Below are 22049 nucleotides of genomic sequence, written 5' to 3' on the forward strand. Positions count from 1 at the left end.
GTGGCTCTGAGAATCACCACCCTGGGGCGTCAGAACCTGATCGACGGCACCAACCGGGGCACCCGGGCGCTGCAGGTAACCCGGTTGGCGCTGGGAGACGGCACCGGTGCCGAAGGCGCGGCCAACGACTCCCGCACGGCGTTGAGATCCGAGCGCGACAGCGTGGCCGCCAGCGGCGCCGCTACCCAAGCTGGGCGCCTGGTGCTGCGCGGCGATTTCCAGAGCGCCCATGCCTACTCGGTGACCGAGCTAGGAGTGTTCGCCCGAGTGGGCGCTGTCGGCGCCGAATTCCTGCTGGCCTACGATGTGCGCCCCCAGGCCGCCTTGGCGATTGCGGCCAAGACCAAGACGCTGCTCGTGATTTCGGTGATCCTGGAGCTGGTGCAGTCAGCCGCCGAGCTGACGGTGACGCTAAGCCCTTCGATCGCGGTCGGTGGAGGAAGCCTGGCCGGGCTGGCTGATTTCCCCGCGATCGTCGCCCGGCAGTACTTGCGCGGCAATGCCGGCGGCGACGGCGTGGAGTTTGGCGATCTACCCGAAGCCGGCGAAGGCCGGGCGGGAATAGTCAGGCTGGCTACCGCCTTGCAGGTGACCCGTGGCGAGGCCGGTGTCGCGGTCACTGCAGAGCGGCTGAATGAACGCTTGACCGCGGCCCTTGCGACAGGCACGAGCGGACTGACGACGCGGCTGAACACGCTGGACGCCCTGCACTATTTCTGGAGGGACTAGCTTGATCAAACGGCTCTTCAACCCCATCACTGTTCCCAACGCCGCTGCGCGGCTGGGCAACTATTCCGTCCCGGCCGGCAAGCGGATCGACGGGTTCGAGCTGCTGGTCTGCAACGCCTCCGGGGCGGCGGTGGGCCTGGACCTGTGGATCGGAGCGGCCGCCTCCGACACCACCAAACTGTTCGACCGCCGGTCCGACAAGATGCAGATCCCGGCAAAAGGCGTCACCGTCATCTCCTCCCGGCAAGTCCTGGATGCGGGATTCGGACTCTGGGCGGCCGCTTCGGCCGCCGGCGCTCTGACGCTGCACGCCAGCGGGGTGGAGATCGCCGCCGCCGGTGCCGTTCCGCGCCGGTTGTGGACCTCGGTGGGTGTGGGCGTGGGTGGCGCCGACCGCTATACCGTGCCGGCCCTGCACACGCTGATCAACCCTGAGATCGCCGTGCTCAACCGGGGGAATGCCGCCGTCAATTTCAGCGGCTGGCTGGTGCCGTCGGGAGGTTCGGCGGCAGGGAGTAATTACTTCGCTCCGGCGATGCCGGTCGAGCCCGGCGCGACCGTAACCTTCAGTCTGCGCCAGGTGCTGCATGCCGGCGACAAGATTCGCGTGCTGGCCAGCGCGGGGAGCGCGCTGACGATTCACGGCTCGGGGTATGAGATCACGCAATAGAAGGAGAAGGGGCTAATGGGATCAATTACCAGCACCAATCCGAGTCAGCCGTCGGTGATCAAGTCGATCCAGCGGGGAAAGTTCGCAGTTAGTGGTGGGAGGTCTCAAACCGTGACCATCAGCACGGTCGACCCTTCTAAGACATGGGTCAACCGGCTCGGTGTAGATGCGGATGTGGAGTTGTCATCCGCTACGCAGGTGCTCGGCATCAACAGACGAAGTACCAACAATACCGTTTATTACGAGGTAGTCGAATATGTCTGAGCACAGAAAAATAGTCGAAATTAACGCCGACAACATCTGTTTTCACGAGTTCGACTACCGGGGCCGGGAGGAGCCGGTGCTGGCCGCCAACCACGTGGACGTGACCGGCCGCACAGACGGCCCCTTTCTGGGCAAGGTCTACGACCGCAACACCGACGCCTGGTCCGATCCCCCCAAGGAGTAGGGCAACACGAAGCGGGACAACCAAGGAGGATGAACGATGGGTGACTTTTTGCATGGAGTCGAAGTCCTGGAGGTCCAGGAAGGAGTCCGGCCGGTCCGAACGGTGAAGAGCAGCGTGATCGGGTTGGTCGGCACCGCCGGACGGGGACCGGTGAACGCCCCCACGCTGGTGGCCGGGTCGCGCTCGGAGGGGGCGCGGATCTTCGGAGAAACCGGCTCGATCCCCGCCGCGTTGGATGCGATCTTCGACCAGATCGGCGCCTCGGTGGTGGTGGTCAACGTACTCGACCCCGCCCGTCACCTGTCCAGTGTCGCCGATCAGGAAGAGGCCTTTGCCGGCGATCCCGGCGAGATCGATTTGGGCCAGACCGACGTATCTGCGGTGGTGGTGAAGCACGCCACCGAAAACACGATCTACGTGGCGGGCACCGACTATACCCTGGGTGCCGCAGCCGGAACCATTACCCGCCTGGGCACCGGATCCATTGCGGCCAATGCCGCCGTGCGGGTGAGCTTCAGCTACCCCAACCCGAAGCCGCACTTCGTGGCGGTGGCGGCGGCCGATCAGACCTTCGACGGCAACGACCACATCCAGCTCCCCCACAAGGAGCTGGTCGACGTGGTGGTCGCCGGTGCCACCGGCAACCCCATCTACGGCTCTGACGCTTACACGGTGGACACGGCCAGCGGCCTGATCACCCGGATCGATGGCGGGCCCATTAACGCCGGCGCTACGGTCAAAGTCAGCTACCGCTACGCCTCCCCGGACAGTGTGACATACGAGGACGTGGCCGGCGAGGCTGCCGGAGACGGCAGCTTCACCGGAGCCCACGCCCTGCTGGGCGCCGAATCGGCCCTGGGATTTGCTCCCAAGATCCTGATTGCGCCTGGATACTCCGGACCGCGCACCGGGACCGACAAGTCGCCGGTGGCCGCAGAGCTCGAGGGGGTCGCCGAGCGCCTGAAGGCCGTGGCCGTGATCGACGGCCCCTCGACCACCGACGCCGAGGCCATCGCCTACCGCGGCCACTTCGGATCCCGGCGGGTCTATCTAGTGGATCCCAAGGTCAAGGTGGCCGGCGGGACGGGGTGGAGCTCGGCCCGCGTCGCCGGCGTCATCGCCCGCTCCGACAACGAGCGCGGCTTCTGGTGGAGCCCCTCGAACCGCGAGGTCCTCGGCATCCTAGGGACCGCCCGCCCGGTGGACTTTGCCCTGGGCGATCCCAATGCCCGGGCCAACCTGCTCAATGAGCGGGAGGTCGCCACCGTGATTCGCCAGAACGGTTACCGCCTCTGGGGAAACCGCACCTGCTCGGCCGATCCCAAGTGGGCGTTTCTTTCGGTGGTGCGCACCGCCGACCAGATCGGCCAGAGCCTGCTGCGCTCGCACCTGTGGGCCGTCGATCGCAACATCACCAAGACTTACCTGGAGGATGTGGTGGACGGGGTCAATGCCTACCTGCGCGAGCTGGTCGGGCTGGGAGCGATCCTGGGCGGCCGCTGCTGGGTGGACGCCGACCTGAATTCCCCTGCGGTGCTGGCCAGCGGCAAGGTCTATTTCGATTTTGACTTCACCCCGCCCTATCCGGCCGAGCGGGTGACCTTCCGAAGTCATCTGTCCAGTGAGTACCTCAAGGAGCTAGCCTGATGCCGATCAAAGACATTCTTCGCAACATCAACTTGTTCGTCGACGGCCGGGGCTATGCCGGCCGGGTGGAAGAGTTCGACCCGCCCAAGCTCACCATCAAGACCGAGGAGTACAGGGCCGGGGGCATGGATGCCGAGGTGGAACTGGATATGGGTATGGAGAAGCTCGAAACCACTCTGACGATATCGGGCATCGACAAGGAGGTCGTCAAGCTCTGGGGCGTCTACACCTCGGCGTCGACGCCGCTGACGCTGCGTGCGGCGCTCGTGGACGAGGACGGGACAGTCACCCCGGTCGAGATCCGGATGCGGGGCAAGGTCAAGGAGCTGGACTTCGGAACCTGGAAGCCGGGAGAGAAAGCACCACTCAAGTGGATGGTAGCCCTGCGCTACTACAAGTACACCCAGGGCGGAGAGGTCATCCACGATATCGACGTGGAGAACATGAAGCGGGTGGTCAACGGAACCGACCAACTCCAGGCGCAGCGCCAAGCCCTGGGAATCTAGGCACTCCCAGCATCATGGAGGCCTTGATCCGATTCTGAAACGGAGGACCCATGACTACAACTACCATCACGCTGGAGCACCCCATCACCGTCGACGGGGTGGAAGTGACCGAGCTTACCCTGCGGCGGCCCAAGGTGCGGGACGTGCGCGCTGCCGACAAGAGCGGCGGCAGTGACGGAGCGCGGGAGATTCGCCTGTTCGCCAACCTGTGCGAGCAGACGCCCGAGGCCATCGAAGAGATGGACATGGCCGACTACCTAAAGATCCAGGAGGCCTATCAGAATTTTTTGTCCCCCAAGAAGACCTGAGCCAGGCCCGGCTTCTGGTGGCCCACGTATTCCATCAGCCCTTTTCCGAGATCGACGACCTGGATCCGGGTGAGCTGGCCGATCTGGCCGCCGACGCCCGGAGCCTGATCAAGGCGATATACGGCGCACGGTGAGCACGGCCAGGTGACTCGCCCCCTCCTCTCAGCCATGCCGGAAAACACCCTCAAAACCAGCATTGTTATCGACGCCTCCCTGGGGTCGGCCTTCAAGTCGACCTTTCTGTCGGCCGAGCAGCGCGCCGAGAAGCTGGGCCAGGCCATGAAAAAGGCCCAGCTGGGCTCCGCAGCCAGCCGGGACGTCCTGAAGTACCGGAGGGCGCTCGACCAGCTCAAGCGCAAGCAGGCCGAGGCCGGCGGATCCAGCAAGACGCTCGCCCGGCAGATCTCCCAGGCCGAGCGGCGCTACAAGGAGGCCGCCAGGACGGCCAAGCAGTACGGAGTCACCATCGGCAACGCCGCCCGACGTCAGAAGGAGTTCGCCCGGACGGCCAAGGATGCCGAGCGCGCCCTGGACCGCCTGAACCGGCAGGAGAAGGCTCGCCAGGCCCGCTCCCGTCTGCAAGGGAAGGCGGTGGGACTGCTGGGCGCCGGTTACGCCGTCGGGCGGGTGGTGAAGAAATCGCTGGGGCGGGAGGCTGCCGAGGTCCGCCTCAAGACCGTCATCATTCCCGACGAGGGGGACGCGGCCGCCGCCGTGGAACGGGCCCGCCAACACGCCCGGGACTACGCGCGGCGCAATCTGGCCAGCGACGTCGACATCCTGGGCATCCAATACCAGCTTGGCTCGGCCGGGCTGTCTGAGTCCGCGGCCCGCATCGGCTCCGAGGTGACGGCCAAGGTGGCCACCGTCACCCAGGGGATCCCCGAGCAGGTCGGCAAGGTCCTGGCCGGGACCTTGAATAACCTGGGGGACTCCATCGAGGGCGCCGGCGTCGAGGAGAAGATCCGCCGCATCGGCGACGTGCTCACCCAGACCCAGTTCGCCTACCAGATCGACAACTTCGGCCAGCTTGGCGAGGGCATGGCCGAGGCCTCAGCCGGCGCCATTGCCGCCGGAGTCTCCCTGGACCAAACGGCCACGGCCCTCGGCATCCTCAACAGCTCGATGGTGACCGGCAGCCGGGCCGGGACCGCCTTCCGCGCCATCCTGCGTCAACTGGGCAAGGCCTCTGAGGAGCTCGACTTCGAGATCGTCCGGGACGCCTCCGGAGAGCTGGACCTGTTGGCCACTCTGGACGGGCTGCGGGAGCGCTTGGCCAACATCCGGGATGTCGACGAGCGGGACAGTGTTCTGCAAAGGGTGTTCGGCGACGAGGGCAAGGTGGGGGTGGTCCCGCTGCTTGAGAAGCTGGACGACTACCGGAAGGGCCTCGATCGGCTAAAAGGGACCTCCCGCGGGATCGTCGATAAGGCCTATCAGGATTTTCTGGATTCCTCCGGGGGCAAGCTCAAAATCATGGGCCACCAAATCGGCCTGCTGGCGGAGAACTTTGCGGGGATGCTGGTGCCGGCCCTGGGCGCGGTGGCGCCCCCGCTGGGCGAGGTCTTCGGTTGGATGGGTAAGATGATGGAGGCAAACCCGGTTTTCGCGCATGGTATCGGGATCGTGGGTGCCATGCTCGGAACCTGGAAGCTAGCCGGACTGGCACACCAGTTTGCCACGACGCTTCCAGGGGCCACGGCCTTGTGGGACAGGCTAACTGAGCTGAATATCACCGCCCGTATCACACAGGCCAGAATGAAGGCCCTGGCGGTTGGGGGTGCCCTCCGAAAGTTCGGCAGTGCGCTGGTCCTGATGGCTACCCGTGCCATCCCGCTGGCCGTCGGAGGGCTCAAAGCCCTGACACTAGCGGCCCTGTCCAATCCGTTCGTGCTGATAGGGGCGGCCGTCGCCGCCGCGGCTGTCTTGGTCTGGAAGTACTGGGAGCCGATTAAAGCCTTCTTTATTGGCCTTTGGCCGCCCGTTAAAGCGGCTTTCAATACCGCTTGGGAATCGATCAAAGCAGCCTTTCTCAACTTCCATCCGCTCGGCATGGTGATCAAGCACTGGGAGCCGATCAAGGCCTATTTTGCGGAGCTGTGGGACTGGATGAAGTCGGCCGGAGCGGGGCTGCTCTCGGCCCTGGCCGAGGGGATCGCCTCTGCCCCGGGTACGGTCTACGCTGCCCTGAAGACAGTCCTGGGACCCGTCGGGCGCCTGCTGCCCTCCTCCGATGCCCGCGAGGGACCGCTCTCAGGCCTCACCCGCAGCGGGCGGGGTCTAGTTTCGGCATTGGGCGAAGGGGTGCGGCAGGCAGGTCCTGGCCCCCTGCGGCGCCCCCTGGCGGCTTCTCTGAGCGCAGCCACCGCTGGGCTGGCCCTTGCCGCTCCGGCCGCGCCTGGCCCCGCTTTATCTTCTATTGCTGCACTATCCAGCGAACCATCGCCTGGCTCCAATCGCTCCGTTGTGGTCAATAACTATTACCGGATCACCATCGCCCAGCAGCCCGGGGAGGATGCCCGTGCCTTGGCCAACCGGATCATTCGCGAGATCGATCAGCGCAACGGCCGCGGCCGCCGTGGGGAGCTCTACGACCCAGTGGGAGACTGATGCCGACCGAGTACATGCTGGCCCTGGGGGATTACCGGTTCTCGGTGGATACGGCTGCCTACAAGGAGCTGGTCCGAACCTCGGAGTACCGCTGGCAGGCTCAGGAGCGGCTGGGGAAGCGTCCAGCATACCAGTATCTTGGACCGGGTGAGGAATCCATCGAGCTGCCCGGGGTGATCTATCCGGTCTACAAGGGCGGCTTGGGCCAACTGGACGCCATGCGGTCCGAGGCTGGCAAGGGGCAGCCCCTGATGCTGACCAGCGGCAACGGAGAGGTTCTTGGCAAGTGGTGCATTACCCGGGTCGAGGAATCCCAGAGCTTGTTCCATGCCGATGGCGTGCCCCGCAAGAAGGAGTTCCGCGTGCAGATTGTCCACTATGGGGAGGACAATCAATAATGGCCACCCAGCAATCACTCACGATAAAAGCGAGTGCTCCTCTGGTCGGCGTGCGTTACCGTACCCGTGACGGCGATTCTCTGGACGCCGTCTGTTGGAAGCACTATGGCCGCCAAGCCGGTGCTGTGGAGGCCGTGCTTGAGGCTAATCCTGGCCTTTCCGAAGTCGGACCCGTCCTCCCCGCTGGTATCGTCATAGGGCTGCCGGAGTTGCCCCAGACTGCCCCGCAAATCGAGACCGTGAGCCTCTGGGATTGAGCTGGGCAGGGCCGAGAATAGCGCCATCTTGCGCCACAGTTAACCCGTGTCGCGGCCCTACGGGGCCCGCGGTAGTTGCGGCCGGGTTGGCGCAACTGAAGCGCCCAGGGGCCAAATATGACGCCCATCCACGAGATCATCGCTGGCCAGGCCGACGTGACCGCTGTCATGCGCGATCGCCTGATCTCCGTCACCCTGACCGACGAGGCCGGCTATCAGTCCGACACTCTGGAGATCCGCCTCGACGACCGGGGTAGCCGGATCGCTCTCCCCAGGCGTGGGGTGACGTTGTCCATCCGCCTGGGCTTCCTGGAGACCGGCCTAGCCACGATGGGCGACTTTATCGTCGACGAGGTAGAGTTGGAGGGGCTACCGTCCACGCTTATCGTCCGGGCCCGCTCGGCCGATCTCCGGGATGAGCTAAAGGACCAGAAGACCCGCTCCTGGAGCGACACTACCCTCCGTGAAGTCGTGGCCGCGGTCGCCGCCGATCACGGGCTCGATCTGCGGATGCCTCCCCCGCCGCCCACGATCCACCTGGCCCACCTGGACCAGTCCAACGAGTCCGACTTGCACCTGCTCACCCGCCTGGCTCGGCGCTGGGACTATACGCTCAAGATCTCAGGGAAGCGCTTGGCCTTCGTGCCCGCCGGCCGCGGATTGTCGGCCAGCGGGGAGCAGGTGTCTGACGTGACTATCCGGCCGGACCAGGTCAAGGAATATCGAGCCACTCTGTCCGACAGGGGGAAGTATCGATCCGTAGAGGCCCACTGGCAAGACCAGGAGGAGGGCGAGCAGGTCACCGAGCGCGCTGGCAAGGGAGAACCGGTATTCGTGTTGCGGCATACATACGCGGACGCTGAGCAAGCCAAGGCCGCGGCCCAGGCCCGCCTGGACCAGCTCGCCCGCGGTCGCTCCACCGTGAGTCTCACGCTATCCCGGGGAGAGCCGCGGCTTCGGGCTCAGTCCCGGGTGACGCTGGAGGGCTTTCGTTCTGGGATCAATGGAGAATGGGTCGCTCAACGGGTGGAGCACGAGTACGGCAGCAGCGGCTATTCCACCAGCTTGGAGGGCGAGGTCCCGGCCGCTTAGGGGGCGTTTGTGGTAGGTTAAGGGATCGTTCCTGACGGTTCTTTGAGCACCAGCGACGCGATTTGTCTCAAATCAAGTTGCCAAATGTCTCAAATCAAGTTGCCGCTTACAAAGTAGTCCAGTACATAGAATGTAAAGAATGCCGCAAACAGGATGACGCCCGGGTTGGAGTCTTGGCCGAAGAGTTCGTAGTGGTACGCAGCCCCGGACAGTGCGTTGAGCGACAACATCGTTCCACCGACGACATAGAAGTACATCTTGACGTCGCAGCGTTCATTGAAGAACGACAACTCCTGGACACGCCCGAACCACAGCGCCAGGATCGGATTCCTCACCTTGCCCTGGGGCTGGCTGAACACCGCCAGAAACGTAAAGATGGTGGTAAGGACCGTTCCGCCTGCCACCGCATAGATCGAGGACCGGTAGAACCACTCACGTGACATCCCGGTGAGCTCGAGAGCCCACACGATCTGCGCGATCGCAAACACCAGAATACCGTTCAGCCGATAGTTGCGCGGTTTGCCGGTCTCAGGATTGATGACATAGCCGGGGACCCGCTTTCCCGGCAAAATGAGCTGCGCCAGCAAGAACACGGCAAAGATCACCAGCGGCGTGAAAAACCCCGCAATCGCTTCCGTCCGGGAAAACTCAAAAAGGTGGCCAATGCCAAGCCATTCAGTCATGAGGGTGATTGCAACTATGGGAAGAATCGAAAGAACAAGGTTACTTTTCAGGGATACAGCCCAGGCGCGTAAACGGAATGAGCTTTGGCACCGAGGCTTGATACTTGCTGTAGGTGGGGTATTTCTCGCTGGAAATTTGCTCTGCGAGTCGTGTGGAGCCTTGAAAAACCAGTATCAACAGAACGCAGCCCAGTCCCGTCCAGTGCCAGAACTGGCCTGATGCAGAAACCGCAAAAACGTAAAAGGTCACCCACATCCCCATTTCGCAGAAATAGCTGGGATGGCGACTGAATCGAAACAACCCGCTGTCCATGAACGGGCGCTTCACTTCGACCCCCTCTTGAATCAGACGTTTCTTGTTCTGCTGAAACTGCCACATCTGAGCATCGGCGATACTCTCAAAAGTCAGCAATACCAGGAACACCTGGAGGGCAACGAAATCCAGCCAGCCCATGGGGCGCTCCGCATACACCCAGGCCTGATGAATGGGCGAGGTGAACAACCACACAACAGCCATCTGACCGATTGAGACGACCATCACGTTCATCAGTTGAAATTGCAGGCCGCTCATCTGTTTTCTGAGATAGATCCACCGATAGTCTTCGCCGCCGATCCAGTACCCTCCCTTGAGGGCATAATTAAACGTCAATCGTATCCCCCAGACTGTGGCCAGCATGGTCATCACGTTGACCCGAGCCGATTGAAACTCCAGATCCACAGCAACGATCAGGCAGTAAACCGCCGGAACAACCGACCACAGCCGGTCCACCCAGGAATACTCCCTTGTCAGGATTGAAAGCACCCAGCACGCAATGGCCAGAACGATGCACAAATCCAGCGCGATACCGTACGGGGTGCCTACGAGCGGATGGTCAACAAAGTTGAGGACGTTCATATTGACAATGAAGTGGCGGCGGGCTTCAGGTATGTGAATCTTCCTCGAGGATGCCCGATAAAACGACTGGCGCACGGTCCGGGAATTGGGCAACCAGGGAAAGGTTCCCTCCCATCGCTTCTACGGTCTCCCGTAGCGTGGACAACAGCAGATCACTCCGCTTCTCGAGCCGCGAGACGCCATCCTGCGTGATTCCAAGCCGACTCGCCAAGCGTACCTGCGTGAGCTTGCGGGCCTTGCGAAGCTCGCGTAGAGTCATTTCCTCTGCAATCAACTCCGCAGCGCGCACCTCCACCTTCTTGCGCTGAGTGGTGCTCAGGTTCCTGATTTTGTCGTCTACGTTCACAGCCATGATTTCCTTTCCTTCTTCTTCAAACGGTCCAGATGGGCCTTGAAACGCTCATCGGCCTTGCGGACCAACCTGCGGTAGAACCGGTTTTTACTCTTCCCTGACTTGTCCCCTGCGACCAGCAGGATCGCCTCCCGCTTGGTGTCGAAGGCGAAGGCAACTCTCCATTCGCCGTCCGCCGCACTGAACCGAATCTCCTTCATGTTCGCGTGCCGGGAACCGTTCAGCGTGTCCACCCGAGGCCGCCCCAATTGCGGCCCGAACCGCTGCAGAAGCCGCGACATCGCCAGAATCTCCGTCCGGACGTCATCGTGCAGATCGTCGAATTCCGGCTCAAATTCATCACCAATCGCAACTATCCAGGCCACATTCAAAGTATGTTATACACTACATATGATTTCAAATACATATTATAGTACCTTGAACTTATTCCGACACTAGGACAATACTTGTACATTGTTGAATATGAATAAGATATCGTTGATTTCCCGGTGGCAGACGCACTCAGGCAGGACCATTGTGCCGCCCTCGGAAACGTCGCAAGGCGGGGCCGCGGGCCGCTACGACGATCACTACTGCTGTTCAGATCCTGATAGGGATGGCAGGATCCTCGTTACGGAGGGAGAAACACCGACCCTGAAGTACCGGAGCCTATTCCAACCGGGAGCCCCCAGCCTGCCCGGATCGCGGCCCTGCAAAGGAACTACCCCATTGGAAAGTAGACACCCCTTGCTGGCGGCAGATACTGACCCACCCTCACGGCTTGATCAGAACCACGCCTTCCTTTTCAATCCGGGCGAACATCTTGCGGTACTCTTCCGAGCCGTCGTCGTCCCAGTATTCGGTGGTGAGGGGGGAGTCGTAGCTCATGGGGATGAGGCGCCAGCGGTCGGGGCGCACCATGAAGAGGGACCGCTCGGGGTCGGCGATGTTGTACATGCGGGTGCCGTTGGTAAAGCGGGTCTTGATGATCCACTTGGGTTGCTCGGGCAGTTTCAGCTTTTCCAGCCGTTCCAGTTCCGCCCGGTCCAGGGTCACCCCCAGCCCGGGCCGTTCCGGAACTTTGACAAATCCATTGACCGGATCGAGCCGCTCCTTGACCACATCCGACTTCTTGCTCTCGGAGGTGTTGACGAAGTGGAAGCTGGCCGTCTTGAAGGCCGAATGCATGTGGGCTGTCATGGCCCGGGTGATGTTTCCGCCGACGTTCTGCAGCATGAAGGGGATGTTGGCGGCCGCGAACAGGCCGGCCCGCCGCCGGGCGGTTCCGATCTTCTGGTGTCCCAGCATGTAGGCGTCGGCCGCCCGCCTCAGCACCTCGAAGGTGGCGCCCAATGGAGTGTGGTGGTAGACGATCGGCAGCCGGCAGCGCTTGCGCAGCTCGGCGTAGCCCTCGATGTCCCGTTCCTGCAGAGGATCCTCGAAACAGCCGGCGATGCGATACTTCGAGATGTTTTCCAGCAGCTCGAACATGTGGTCGTTGGTGCCGTGCATGGTGATGTCGTGGTGGATGCGGAACCCCTCGGGAGCTACCTCCTGCATGGCGTCCATCTGGTCCATCACGTTTTCGAAGGGCGAGAGGTGGTACTTCATCCAGGTGTAGCCCATGGACGAGAAGTTCTTGACGGCCTGGGCCATGCGCTTGGGATGGGTCGAGACCGTCCATGAGGCCACCGGCACCCAGCGGCGGTAGCGCTGCCCGAAGAGCTTGTAGACGGGGACTCCGGCCGCCTTGCCCATCAGGTCGTACATGGCCGTCCCCAATCCCAGCGAGTTTTCGTCCCCCACCCAGTCGAAGGGGCTGGTGCCGATGTATTTTTCGATGGTCTCCTCGGGCTCCGGACTTCCGCTCTCGCCCAGTCCGGTCAGGCCGGCGTCGGTATGCACCACGTAGATGGTCCGTTTCCAGGGACCGTAGAAGTGGTTGAGCTCATAGGCGATCCAGTCCACGAACTCCTCGGTGATGTTGTGGACCTCGATGTCGGTGACCCGGATGGATCCATGCCGGGATTCGGCTTCCTTTTTGGCCGCCCAGACCGGCCTCCAGCCGTTCAAGAGAAGGGCGCCGCCAAGACCTGCAAAAAAGCCGCGGCGGGTGAGAATGCCGGACTCGGATTCAGAATTTCTTCCGGAAGAGTTGGAATAGGGCATGGCCGACTCCATTTTTTTGACGAAAGCTGAAAGGAGCACTCATTATAGGCAGGTTTGCGCCAAGATGTCACAGTGGCCAAATTTCGACCGCTGAGAGATCAGATCTTGAACGGCAATTCTTCAGGCGCCATGCCCAACAAGCTACCCGTGAGATTCCCGACGTCATTGGCCCTGCTGGTGTTCATGGTCAATGCGTTTTTGGTCAGCGCCAGCGCGGCAGAGGTCAAGATCGCATCCTGGAACATCTACTGGCTCACCTCGGAGGACCCGGATCATCACAGACGCAAGGCCGGCGATTACACCCGGTTGGCCGGATACGCAAATGACCTGGACGCGGACGTCATCGCTTTGCAGGAAGTCGATGCGGGATTTGTCCGCAAGGTGTTTCCTCTGCAGCAGTACCGAATTGAACTATCGCACCGTGACGACACCAGGCAACGGACCGGCTTCGCGATCCGCAGGGGTATCCGATACCGGCGCCTGCCCGACTATCGAGAGCTGAGCACGAAATGGGGATTGCGCTACGGCACCGTGATCGAGTTGGAGGTGGGCGGCAGGAAAATCGACCTGATGTCGGTGCACCTGAAGTCCGGCTGCTTCGACCGGGACCTGGACCGCCCCGCAACCAGGAGTTGCCGCGAACTCAAGTCCCAGGTGAGGCCGCTCGAGTCATGGATCGACCGACGTTTGAAACGGGGCCGGGCCTTTGTTCTGCTGGGCGACTTCAATCGGCGCATGGACCGGCGGAGCGACGATCTCTGGCATTTTATTGCCGATGGCAATCCAAAGCCGATATACAGGGTCAACGCCGGCGAGAAGCCGAGGTGTTGGGGTGCCAGGTTCCCTGAATTCATCGATCACATTATTGTCGGACCGATCACGGGGAAAGCTGTGAAGCCCCGTTCATTCGAAGAATTGACCTATAGCGAGAGGAATTATTTCCGTTGGCGCAAGCGTCTTTCCGACCACTGTCCCATTTCCATACGGCTCGTTTTCTGAGGCAAGATATCCGCGACCCTCGGCAGCCCCTTCCCTCCCCTATCCCCCCAGGTTCTTCTCGTAGTCGTCCAACTGGTAGGCGTCCATCCAGTTGCCCGTTGGCGCCGGTTCATTGGGCAGGACGTATTTCAGCAGCTCCACGGCCTTGGCCAGCGAGTCGTCCACGGTGAGGTAGGGTTCCTCGCACTCGATGCTGAGGGGGCCGTCGTAGCCGGCCCGGCGCAGGCTGACGATGAAGTTGCGCCAGAAGAACTCGTCGTGGCCGTAGCCCAGGGTGCGGTAGCTCCAGGACCTCAGGTCCCACTCGTCGTAGTAGGCGCTGGACGCCAGGCCGTCGCGGGCGGTCAACCGCGGGTCCAGGGCCACGTCCTTGACGTGGCAGGTGTAGATGGCCTCGCCGATGGTCTCGACGAAAACGATGGGATCGATACCCTGCCACCACAGGTGGGAGGGGTCCAGGTTCATGCCGATGGTGGGCCCGACTTCCCGGCGGAGGCGCAGGAAGGTCTGGGTGTTGTAGACGCAATCGCCGGTATGGGGCTCGATGCACAGCTTGACCCCGTAGTCGTCGGCGATGGCGGCGGCCTTCTTCCAGTAGGGGATGATTCTTTCCTCCCACTGCCAGCGGTAGGCATCCTTCCACATGACGAAGGCGGAGTTGATGATCCAGTTGGGTGTCTGGTCGTCGGGACCGCCGGCGGGAGTGCCGGCCAGCAGGCTGATGTGGTGAACGTCCAACCGGCTGGCCAACTTGCAGGTGGCCACCAGGTCGGCATGGGCGCCCTCGGCGATGGCCGGGTTGGGATGGATGGGGTTGCCGTGGCAGCCGAAGGAACAGATCTGCATCTCCCTCTCTTCCAGGCTGCGCTTGAAGGCTTCGAACTCGGCTGGCGAGGATGCCAGCTTGACCGGGTCGTAGTGGACCTTGGGAATGTGCCCGCCGGCGCAGGCCTCGACCAATCGGATGCCGTGCTTCTTGCAGGAGTCCAGCATCTCCTCCCAGGATCTCTCCAGCATGCTTGCCGCCATCAATGCGATTTCCATGTTTGTCCCGTCCTCCTTTGAGTTGCGTCGAGCCCTGCGGAGCCCGACGGTCTCCTCCATTCTCTTCAGACCTGATCTTGATGTCTCAGCCGGGAGTGCCTCGGTCAGTACCTGTCCTTTTCTCCGAAGTGCGGCGGCGGGGTCAAAAAATGCCGGTTAATCCTCATCCACCCCATCTTCGTCGTCGGGCTCGCCTTCAAGAATCTTCATGGCTCTGCGGGCATCCGATTCCAGCACTTGGAGGCCCACGCCGCCAATGGTCGGGGCCCAGACCCAATTCATGCCGGCGATATGCTCATTGGTCAGTACGCACTCGATTCCCTCTGCTTCCAACCGGGTCTTGGCCAGATTGGCCTCAATGGGGTGGTCGAAGCTGGCGATGGTAATCAGCACCCGCGATGTTCTCCATTGCCGAGTGAAGCAAGAGAGGTACTCTATCAGTCCGGGAGCACGCCTACAATCGCTCAATAGACCGTAGGAACATCCCTTGTGGGTCCCCGACGCGGCGTTGGTTGGGCGACTGGAAACAACCGGGCAATCACAAGGGTTGCCCCTACATTGTGGGGTTCAGCCGGGATGGCCCGTCCCTAGGCTGGGGATCGGTTGCGAGCAGGGGTATGATTGGCAACAGAAACTCCGGCCCCGGCGGCCGGAGTCAACGGAGAGATCTCCGGGAGACCCGGTAAGGCTCACACCTCACATGCCCCCCAACGACACCCAGACCGACTACCGGATTGGCAGTGACAACATCCAGTTCCTGGGGCTCGACATCCACAATCCGGTCTTCGCCGTATCCAGCCTCACCATCATCGCATTCGTAGGCGGCGTGCTGGCGTTTCGGGAGGTCGCGGCCGCCGCTTTCGACGCGCTGTACGCCTGGCTCACTTCGACGTTCGACTGGGTGTTCTTGGGCGCCGGCAACATCTTCATCCTGTTCTGCCTGCTGCTGGTGGTGACTCCACTCGGCCGCATCCGCCTCGGCGGTCCGGATGCCAAACCCGACTACTCCACCTGGTCGTGGTTCGCCATGCTGTTCGCGGCCGGGATCGGCATCGGCCTGATGTTCTTCGGGGTGGCGGAGCCGATTACCCATTTCCGGAATCCGCCGCTCGGGATCGACGCCGCCGACACCGCCGCCGCGCAAAGGATGGCATTCGCCGCCGCTATCTTTCACTGGGGCCTGCACCCATGGGCAATGTACGCGATCGTCGCGCTCGCGCTCGCCTTCGCCGCCTACAATCTCGGGTTGCCGCTGACGCTGCGGTCGGCGTTCTACCCTGTCCTGGGCAAGGCAGTATGGGGCCGGTTCGGCCACCTGATCGATGTCCTGGCGGTGTTCGCCGCGCTCTTCGGACTGGCCACCTCGCTCGGCCTGGGCGCCGAGCAGACGGCGGCGGGGCTGGCTCATATATTCGGCGTAGCGGCCACCGGGACCACCAAGGTGCTGATAATCGCGATCATCACGTTCATCGCCGTGGCATCGGTGGTCGCCGGGATGGACAAAGGAGTCAAGCGCTTGAGTCAGGCCAACCTGCTGCTGGCCCTGCTGCTGCTCGCGTTCGTGCTGGCGGTGGGGCCGACCCTTGACCTGTTGGCCGGGTTCGCCGACAGCCTTGGCCACTACCTGGCGGCGATCGGACCCCTTAGCAACTGGGCGGGTCGGACCGACTTCGATTTCATGCACGGATGGACCACCTTCTTCTGGGCCTGGTGGCTCTCCTGGTCGCCCTTCGTCGGCATGTTCATCGCCCGGGTCTCGCGCGGCCGCACCGTGCGTGAACTCGTCGGCTGCATGCTGATCGTCCCGACGCTGGTCTCCGCGCTCTGGATGAACGTCTTCGGGGCCACCGCGCTGTCGCACTATCTCAATGGCGGCCATACCGCGGTGGTCGAGGCGGTGCAGGCCCAGCAACCGGAACTGGCCCTGTTCAAGATGCTGGAGGCGCTGCCGCTCGCCGGCGTCACCTCGACTATCGGCGTCATCCTGGTAGTCATCTTCTTCGTCACTTCGTCCGATTCCGGTTCGCTCGTCATCGACACCATCACCGCTGGAGGAAAGTTGGATGCACCGGTCGCTCAGCGCGTCTTCTGGTGCGTATTCGAAGGAATCGTCGCCATCACTCTGCTCATCAGCGGCGGACTGGTGGCGCTGCAGACGGCTTCGCTGGTGACCGGCTTTCCGTTCGCGCTGGTGCTGTTGGGAATGTGCTACAGCATCTGGAAGGGCCTGCGCGCTGCCCGGTGAGAAACGCAGGCAAATGCTGCGAAGACGTCATGGGATGAAGGCCACCCGGGAGCGCGGGCGTCCCGCCCGCACACATCGTCCCGCAGCCTTGCCCATCTCCTCGACCCGGGTCGACCGGCAACGGCGTCAGGACTGTGTTCCGGCCGGGCCCATGCGGATTCGGCCGGCAGGGTGACCGGGCGCCACATCGAGGGGAAACTGAGCGCCAAGCAACGGGACAGCATGCGGGCGAGACGCCCGCGTTCCCGGGTGGCGCCAGGACTCTGCTTCGGCCGAGCCCATGCCGTTTCCACGCAGGGTGGCCGGGCGCCACATCGAGGGGAAACTGAGCGGCAAGCAACGGGACAGCATGCGGGCGAGACGCCCGCGTTCCCGGGTGGCGCCAGGACTCTGCTTCGGCCAAGCCCATGCCGTTTCCACGCAGGGTGGCCGGGTGCCCCATCGCAGGGAAACTGAGCGGGACGTAACGGGAGTGCATGCGGGCGGGACGCCCGCGCTCCCGGGTGGGGTGCACCCTCCACCCCCTCTTGCTCCTCGAGGGGACGCGCGCCGGCTTGCCGGGCCGCATCCCGGCCGATGCGGAAGGAACCGATCTCCAATCTTACACGCAGCCGGGGTATTCCCTCCCCTGCAGGAGCACATAGTTTGGCCGGGGCCGGGTGTCGTCGGTCCAGCGGGAGCGGGCCGACATGTAGTGAACGGCCAGGCCGCGCCGCGAGGTGGTGGAACGGTTGGGCGTGGAGCGATGCAGCAGCAGGCTGTGGTGAAATGAGCAACCACCCGCCGGCATGAGCAGGGGCGTTTCCCGGCCAAGGTCCAGGGCCTCGTCGGGCACCTGCTTGTCTCGCCGGTCTCGCACCACCCAGGGCTGGCTGTGATCCAGAACCCCCTGCCGGTGGCTTCCCGGAATCACATACATGGGTCCCTTCTCCAGGGTGACGTCGTCCAGCGCCGTCCAGCAGGTCACCAGGTCCATGGGCTCGATGGCGAAGTAGGCCGAGTCCTGGTGGTAGGGCTTCTCCACCCCTCCCGGCGGCTTCATGAAGCACTGGCTGTTGTAGAGCTTGATGTCGGGGCCGATCATGGACTCCACGATGGACAGAATCCGGGGATGGCCGGCATGAGCCAGAAAAACCGGATCGTTGTCGGCGGGGCGGTTCAGCTTGCGCACCGTTGCCAGCTCCACCCTCTCGGCGCCCGGCTCCAGCTCGATATCCTCCATCGGATATCCCGGAACGGCGCCGGAAATCAGATCCTCGGTCCGTTGCCTCACCCGCTGCACTTCTTCGGCTGTAAGCAGACCCTCCACCACCAGGTAGCCCTGCTCCCGATACTGCTCGGCGTAGCTTCCGTTTTCCTTGACCATGTCCTTGCCCTCGATTCCCGGTGATTTATCCCTTGCTGCCGTAGTCGATCTCCAAGCTCATCTGCGCCAGGACCAGGGGTACCGCCAGGCGCGGGTTGCGCTTTTTCAGAACCAGTTCCAACCGGTTGAATCCGCACTTGAGGATGTCGGCCCGGAACGGCAGGTGGAGAAAGTCTCGACTGCCGAAGAGCGTGGGCTCCCGCCGAACCTCCTCCTTTTCTCTGGAAAGATCCACACCGTTCAACCGGAACTGCAGATCGTCGTCATCCATTTGCTGTTCCAGGCGCATGACCAGCTTGGCCTTGACCGACTTGCTCTCGGCCGCGGCCGCCGGCACGTCATCGCCAACGAAAAACCGGATCCGAGCGGGTCCTCCCACCTTTTCCTGCTGGATCTTCAGCGGAAGCTGGGCCTTGGGGTGGGATCGCCGCCACAGGGAGCCGACCTGCTCATCGATGAGGTAGCGCTTGTCCCGGTGCTTCAACAGGCCGGGGTCTCCGATCTCCACCAGTGACTTGCGCCAAAGCTCCCGGTCCCACAGGGGAGCGTACCAATTGAAGAGATAGATCCCGTCCACGCCCTGTTTCCAATAGTTCAAGGCCGTGGCCCGGGTCTGCTCCGCAGGATGATACAAGCCGATCTGTCCCAGCAGGGTGAGATCGCGACCTCCAACGAACTCCACGTATTCTCGCATGGACAAGTCGGATTCATGGCCCCGCGGGGTTCCCGCCGTCACCACGTCCAACAGGCCTTCCTCGATCCAGGTGGGGACGTCGAATCCCAGCTTGAAGGCAAGGTTGAAGGTGAAAGGGACCCTGGCGGCCAGTCGAAAGGGTTTGCCGCGACTCTCCGAGGCCCGGTCCACCAGGGCTCGCACCCTGCGAACCAGTTGGGTGATCAGGTGGCGGTTGCGATAGGCCTCCTCGGGCTTGAAGAAGGCCGGGTGCCGCAGGAAATCCAACTCGATGCCATCCAGATCGTAATCCTGGACGATTTCTTCGATGACCTTGAACTTGTTTTGCCGTACCTGCTCATAGGCGAAATCGAATCCGGTGGCAAAACTGGGATGGACAGCGTCTCCCAGCAGCAGTTCCGGGTGAGCCCTCTTGTACTGGCTGTAGAGATCGACGGCGTTCCAACCCTTGGGACTGTCGTGGGCATCGTTCATCCGCACGGTCGCAAAGAACTGGATACCGATCTCGCGGCAGCGATCGGCCATGGCCTGAAAGTAGTCCTCCCGCTCCTTGAGAACGCTCTCCAGGCCCTGTATGAACCGAAGGCCCGCGGCACTCTGGAACCGCTTCAGGTTCTCCCCGTACATCTCGGCAGTCCTGGTCCTGAAGTAGAAGACGTCGGCTTCACCAATGCTCCAGAACAGGGCATCCACCTGGGTCCCGATAAAGCGGTCCACCCCTTTCTCCAACAGCTCCCCGACTCCGGACACCCGTTGCAGGGTGTGGCCGTCGTCGTTGTAGACGATGCGGTAGTTGCAGTCAGGACGGTTTGCTCGGGATCGAGCAGCCCCCAGAACCGAGGGTCCGGCTGACAGGGCTACCGCCGAATGGGAAAGGAACTTCCTTCGATTCATTCACTCCTCCATGTCATTGAGCGCCGACTCGACCGGTCACAGCCGGGTCGTCGACGACAGCAGCTTCCGGATCGGGAGCAAACTCCAACCGGGGCGACGCCTCCGGAGTGCCCCTTCAGCACCGCTGCCTGAGGCTGTCGTCCTCGATGGGCCGCAGGGGTGTGAAATCCCGGTGGTTCTGGAACCAGGGCCGTTCGGTGCCGGTGCAGGCGTTGCTGACGGCATTGTAGATCAGGTACATGATGGCCCGCCGCCAGGGCGAGACGTTGTTGGCCGATCCGTGAACCACGATGCTGTGGCAGAAGCAGACCGATCCCGCCGGACCGATCAGGGCCTCGATTCCGTTCTCCTCCGCCAGCCGGCGAAAGGTGTCTTCACCGATGTGGTAGAGGGAATAGCCCTTGGCGTCCCGGTGGAGCTGGATCGAGTCCAGAAACCCGTCCCGATGGGAACCCGGCACCACCAGCAATGGAGAGTTTACCGGGGTGCACTCATCGATGAACACGGCCACCATCAGGCAGCGAGGTTCCGGCATGCCGTCCACCACGTGCCAGGCGCCGTAATCCTGGTGCCAGTCCCAGGAGGCCCCTCCCGCCATTCCCGGCTTGGGATTGATGCGGCTCTGGTGCAAGTAGACCTCTTCCTTCAGCAACTGCTGGGCCGGACCCAGCAACCGCGGCAACAGAGACAGCCGCCGAAAGGGTTCGGAGTAGAGGTGGGCGCCGAAGACCAGCCGGGCGGCCTGGGGGTTGTCCTTTTCGGGAACGACTTCCGGCCCCGGTCGCCTGAGAATGTCGGGCATCGCCTGCTGCAGCGCGGAAACCTCGTCGCCGTCCAGCAAGCCCGGAAAAAACACGTAGCCGCGGTCGTTGAACTTTTCGATCTGGCTCCGGGTCAGTTGCATGAATCCGTTTCGGAAGGCTTGGTTCCCACCCCTTGGGCTGAGTCGGCAAACCCTCCCCCTGAGGCGTCCATATCAGTCAGCAGGACGGGAGCTTGCCGGTCGATCGATTCCTGGACCGCCAGCGCCACTGCCAGGGTACGGGCCCCGTCGGCTCCGTCCACCAGCGGAGGTTCCTGCCCCCGAACCACCCGGCAAAAGTGCCGCAGTTGCAGGACCAGCGGGTCCGCCGGGGCCACCTCTTGGCGAGTCTGGCTCAAGGGGTGTTGCCAGCCGGCCCGGGATGGGTCTCCGTAGCGCCACAGCTCCATCCGGGGAAAGGCCAGGGCCCCCTCCGAGCCCAGAAAATGATAGCAGTTTTGGCCGGTATGAAAATAGTAGGGGTTCTCTCCGCTGGCGATTTCGTAGGACCAGGGCGAGGGTGTGGCGTCGGAGGCGATGATGGAGCCCAAAGCGCCATTGGCAAAGGAAAGCGTGATGCTCAGGGTGTCCTCGACCTCCAGCCCGCGGGCCATGGAGGACGATTGGGCGTACACCTGGCGAATCTCGCCGCAGATGTAGCGCAGAATGTCCAGCTCGTGAATGAGGTTGATCAGGATGGGCCCGCCCTGCGGACGCCGGCAACGCCAACCCACCTGGAAATATTCCGCCGGCTTCAGCAGGGTCCACATCATCGACGCCGCAATCAGCCTCCCCAGCGCCCCGCCTTGAACCTGGGAGCGCGCTTCCCGAATCAGCGGATTGTGACGCCGGTGGTGGCCCACCAGGACCCGGCAGCCGGCTGCAGCGGCTACGTCCACGATGCTCCGGGCGGCAGGCAGGGTGTCGGCAATGGGCTTCTCGATCAGCAGGTCGACGCGCTTCCCGGCGCAGACCTCGGCCACGGCCAGGTGGGTGCCGTTGGGCGTGGCCACAATGGCCCCCTCGGGTTGCTGCTCGTCCAGCAGATCGGAAAGGTCCCGGTAGAAGGGCACCTCGAGCCCCTCGGCCACCCCCCGGCGACCGACATCCGGATCGCAGATCCCGACCAGGGAGCACTCCGGCTGCCCGTGGACCAGCCGGGCGTGTTTGCTGCCGATCAGCCCGGCCCCCACCACCCCCAACTTCACTGGTTCCATGTTCAGTTGCTCAGCCTGGCCGGTGATTTCTGTTGCTGTCCCATA

Annotated in this window: 24 protein-coding genes; 13 read left to right on the forward strand and 11 right to left on the reverse strand. The window is 62.9% G+C overall.

Annotated features, from left to right (window positions below; translation table 11 throughout):
* The 11 genes from OXI69_15555 to OXI69_15605 all read left to right on the forward strand — a co-directional run bounded on the left by OXI69_15555 (window position 1) and on the right by OXI69_15605 (window position 8665).
* Window positions 1-729, forward strand: a complete 729-nt coding sequence (locus OXI69_15555) for a hypothetical protein (GenBank protein MDE2667556.1) — start codon at window positions 1-3, stop codon at window positions 727-729.
* Between the two features lies 1 nt (window position 730).
* Window positions 731-1399, forward strand: a complete 669-nt coding sequence (locus OXI69_15560; protein ID MDE2667557.1) for a hypothetical protein — start codon at window positions 731-733, stop codon at window positions 1397-1399.
* A 15-nt stretch (window positions 1400-1414) separates the two neighbouring features.
* On the forward strand, window positions 1415-1663 hold the full coding sequence (locus tag OXI69_15565) for a hypothetical protein (GenBank protein ID MDE2667558.1): 249 nt from the start codon (window positions 1415-1417) through the stop codon (window positions 1661-1663).
* Window positions 1656-1847 carry a hypothetical protein gene (locus tag OXI69_15570; GenBank protein MDE2667559.1) on the forward strand — a complete coding sequence of 64 codons (192 nt, stop codon included), beginning with the start codon at window positions 1656-1658 and terminating at the stop codon, window positions 1845-1847. Before OXI69_15565 ends, OXI69_15570 begins: the two co-directional genes overlap by 8 nt.
* Window positions 1848-1883: 36 nt before the next feature.
* Window positions 1884-3494, forward strand: coding sequence for a phage tail sheath subtilisin-like domain-containing protein (locus OXI69_15575; protein ID MDE2667560.1), 1611 nt, complete (start codon window positions 1884-1886; stop codon window positions 3492-3494).
* On the forward strand, window positions 3494-4000 hold the full coding sequence (locus tag OXI69_15580) for a phage major tail tube protein (GenBank protein MDE2667561.1): 507 nt from the start codon (window positions 3494-3496) through the stop codon (window positions 3998-4000). The genes OXI69_15575 and OXI69_15580 overlap by 1 nt, the downstream gene beginning before the upstream one ends.
* Window positions 4001-4050: 50 nt before the next feature.
* A complete protein-coding gene (locus OXI69_15585; GenBank protein ID MDE2667562.1) occupies window positions 4051-4308 on the forward strand; it encodes a phage tail assembly protein in 258 nt (85 codons plus the stop codon).
* Window positions 4309-4452: 144 nt separating this feature from the next.
* Window positions 4453-6918, forward strand: coding sequence for a phage tail tape measure protein (locus OXI69_15590; protein MDE2667563.1), 2466 nt, complete (start codon window positions 4453-4455; stop codon window positions 6916-6918).
* Entirely contained in the window at window positions 6918-7316 is a 399-nt protein-coding gene (locus OXI69_15595; protein ID MDE2667564.1) for a phage tail protein, read from the forward strand. The genes OXI69_15590 and OXI69_15595 overlap by 1 nt, the downstream gene beginning before the upstream one ends.
* Before the next feature lie 41 nt (window positions 7317-7357).
* A complete protein-coding gene (locus tag OXI69_15600) occupies window positions 7358-7573 on the forward strand; it encodes a tail protein X (protein ID MDE2667565.1) in 216 nt (71 codons plus the stop codon).
* Window positions 7574-7690: 117 nt separating this feature from the next.
* Entirely contained in the window at window positions 7691-8665 is a 975-nt protein-coding gene (locus OXI69_15605; GenBank protein MDE2667566.1) for a contractile injection system protein, VgrG/Pvc8 family, read from the forward strand.
* 89 nt (window positions 8666-8754) lie between these two features.
* Here the strand turns inward: OXI69_15605 and OXI69_15610 are convergent, their stop codons facing one another.
* From OXI69_15610 to OXI69_15630, 5 genes are all read right to left on the reverse strand, one after another.
* Complete coding sequence (locus tag OXI69_15610) at window positions 8755-9348, reverse strand: hypothetical protein (GenBank protein MDE2667567.1); 594 nt, start codon at window positions 9346-9348, stop codon at window positions 8755-8757.
* 40 nt (window positions 9349-9388) lie between these two features.
* Entirely contained in the window at window positions 9389-10243 is an 855-nt protein-coding gene (locus OXI69_15615) for a DUF1295 domain-containing protein (GenBank protein ID MDE2667568.1), read from the reverse strand.
* A gap of 25 nt (window positions 10244-10268) precedes the next feature.
* Window positions 10269-10595: an XRE family transcriptional regulator gene (locus tag OXI69_15620; GenBank protein MDE2667569.1), complete on the reverse strand. Its 327-nt coding sequence runs from the start codon at window positions 10593-10595 to the stop codon at window positions 10269-10271.
* Window positions 10586-10960, reverse strand: coding sequence for a type II toxin-antitoxin system RelE/ParE family toxin (locus tag OXI69_15625; GenBank protein ID MDE2667570.1), 375 nt, complete (start codon window positions 10958-10960; stop codon window positions 10586-10588). The genes OXI69_15620 and OXI69_15625 overlap by 10 nt, the downstream gene beginning before the upstream one ends.
* A 388-nt stretch (window positions 10961-11348) precedes the next feature.
* Window positions 11349-12743: a hypothetical protein gene (locus tag OXI69_15630; GenBank protein ID MDE2667571.1), complete on the reverse strand. Its 1395-nt coding sequence runs from the start codon at window positions 12741-12743 to the stop codon at window positions 11349-11351.
* Window positions 12744-12848: 105 nt separating this feature from the next.
* Between OXI69_15630 and OXI69_15635 the strand changes: the two genes are divergently transcribed.
* The gene (locus OXI69_15635) at window positions 12849-13742 is read left to right on the forward strand and encodes an endonuclease/exonuclease/phosphatase family protein (protein MDE2667572.1); all 894 of its coding nucleotides are present in this window, start codon (window positions 12849-12851) and stop codon (window positions 13740-13742) included.
* 39 nt (window positions 13743-13781) lie between these two features.
* Here OXI69_15635 and OXI69_15640 read toward each other — a convergent pair whose 3' ends face one another.
* Window positions 13782-14786, reverse strand: a complete 1005-nt coding sequence (locus tag OXI69_15640; GenBank protein MDE2667573.1) for a sugar phosphate isomerase/epimerase — start codon at window positions 14784-14786, stop codon at window positions 13782-13784.
* Window positions 14787-14942: 156 nt separating this feature from the next.
* Entirely contained in the window at window positions 14943-15179 is a 237-nt protein-coding gene (locus OXI69_15645; GenBank protein ID MDE2667574.1) for a DUF2007 domain-containing protein, read from the reverse strand.
* A gap of 307 nt (window positions 15180-15486) precedes the next feature.
* On the opposite strand from OXI69_15645, the gene OXI69_15650 reads away from it, so the two are divergent.
* Complete coding sequence (locus OXI69_15650) at window positions 15487-17031, forward strand: BCCT family transporter (protein MDE2667575.1); 1545 nt, start codon at window positions 15487-15489, stop codon at window positions 17029-17031.
* Window positions 17032-17632: 601 nt separating this feature from the next.
* On the opposite strand, the gene OXI69_15655 is transcribed toward OXI69_15650, so the two are convergent.
* The 4 genes from OXI69_15655 to OXI69_15670 all read right to left on the reverse strand — a co-directional run bounded on the left by OXI69_15655 (window position 17633) and on the right by OXI69_15670 (window position 22004).
* Entirely contained in the window at window positions 17633-18397 is a 765-nt protein-coding gene (locus tag OXI69_15655) for a phytanoyl-CoA dioxygenase family protein (protein ID MDE2667576.1), read from the reverse strand.
* Window positions 18398-18422: 25 nt separating this feature from the next.
* Window positions 18423-19985, reverse strand: a complete 1563-nt coding sequence (locus OXI69_15660; GenBank protein MDE2667577.1) for a hypothetical protein — start codon at window positions 19983-19985, stop codon at window positions 18423-18425.
* 115 nt (window positions 19986-20100) lie between these two features.
* The gene (locus tag OXI69_15665) at window positions 20101-20889 is read right to left on the reverse strand and encodes a phytanoyl-CoA dioxygenase family protein (GenBank protein MDE2667578.1); all 789 of its coding nucleotides are present in this window, start codon (window positions 20887-20889) and stop codon (window positions 20101-20103) included.
* On the reverse strand, window positions 20880-22004 hold the full coding sequence (locus OXI69_15670) for a Gfo/Idh/MocA family oxidoreductase (protein MDE2667579.1): 1125 nt from the start codon (window positions 22002-22004) through the stop codon (window positions 20880-20882). The genes OXI69_15665 and OXI69_15670 overlap by 10 nt, the downstream gene beginning before the upstream one ends.
* Window positions 22005-22049: the final 45 nt, after the last annotated feature.

The sequence above is a fragment of the Acidobacteriota bacterium genome (assembly GCA_028875575.1).
GTDB lineage: Bacteria > Acidobacteriota > Terriglobia > Versatilivoradales > Versatilivoraceae > Versatilivorator.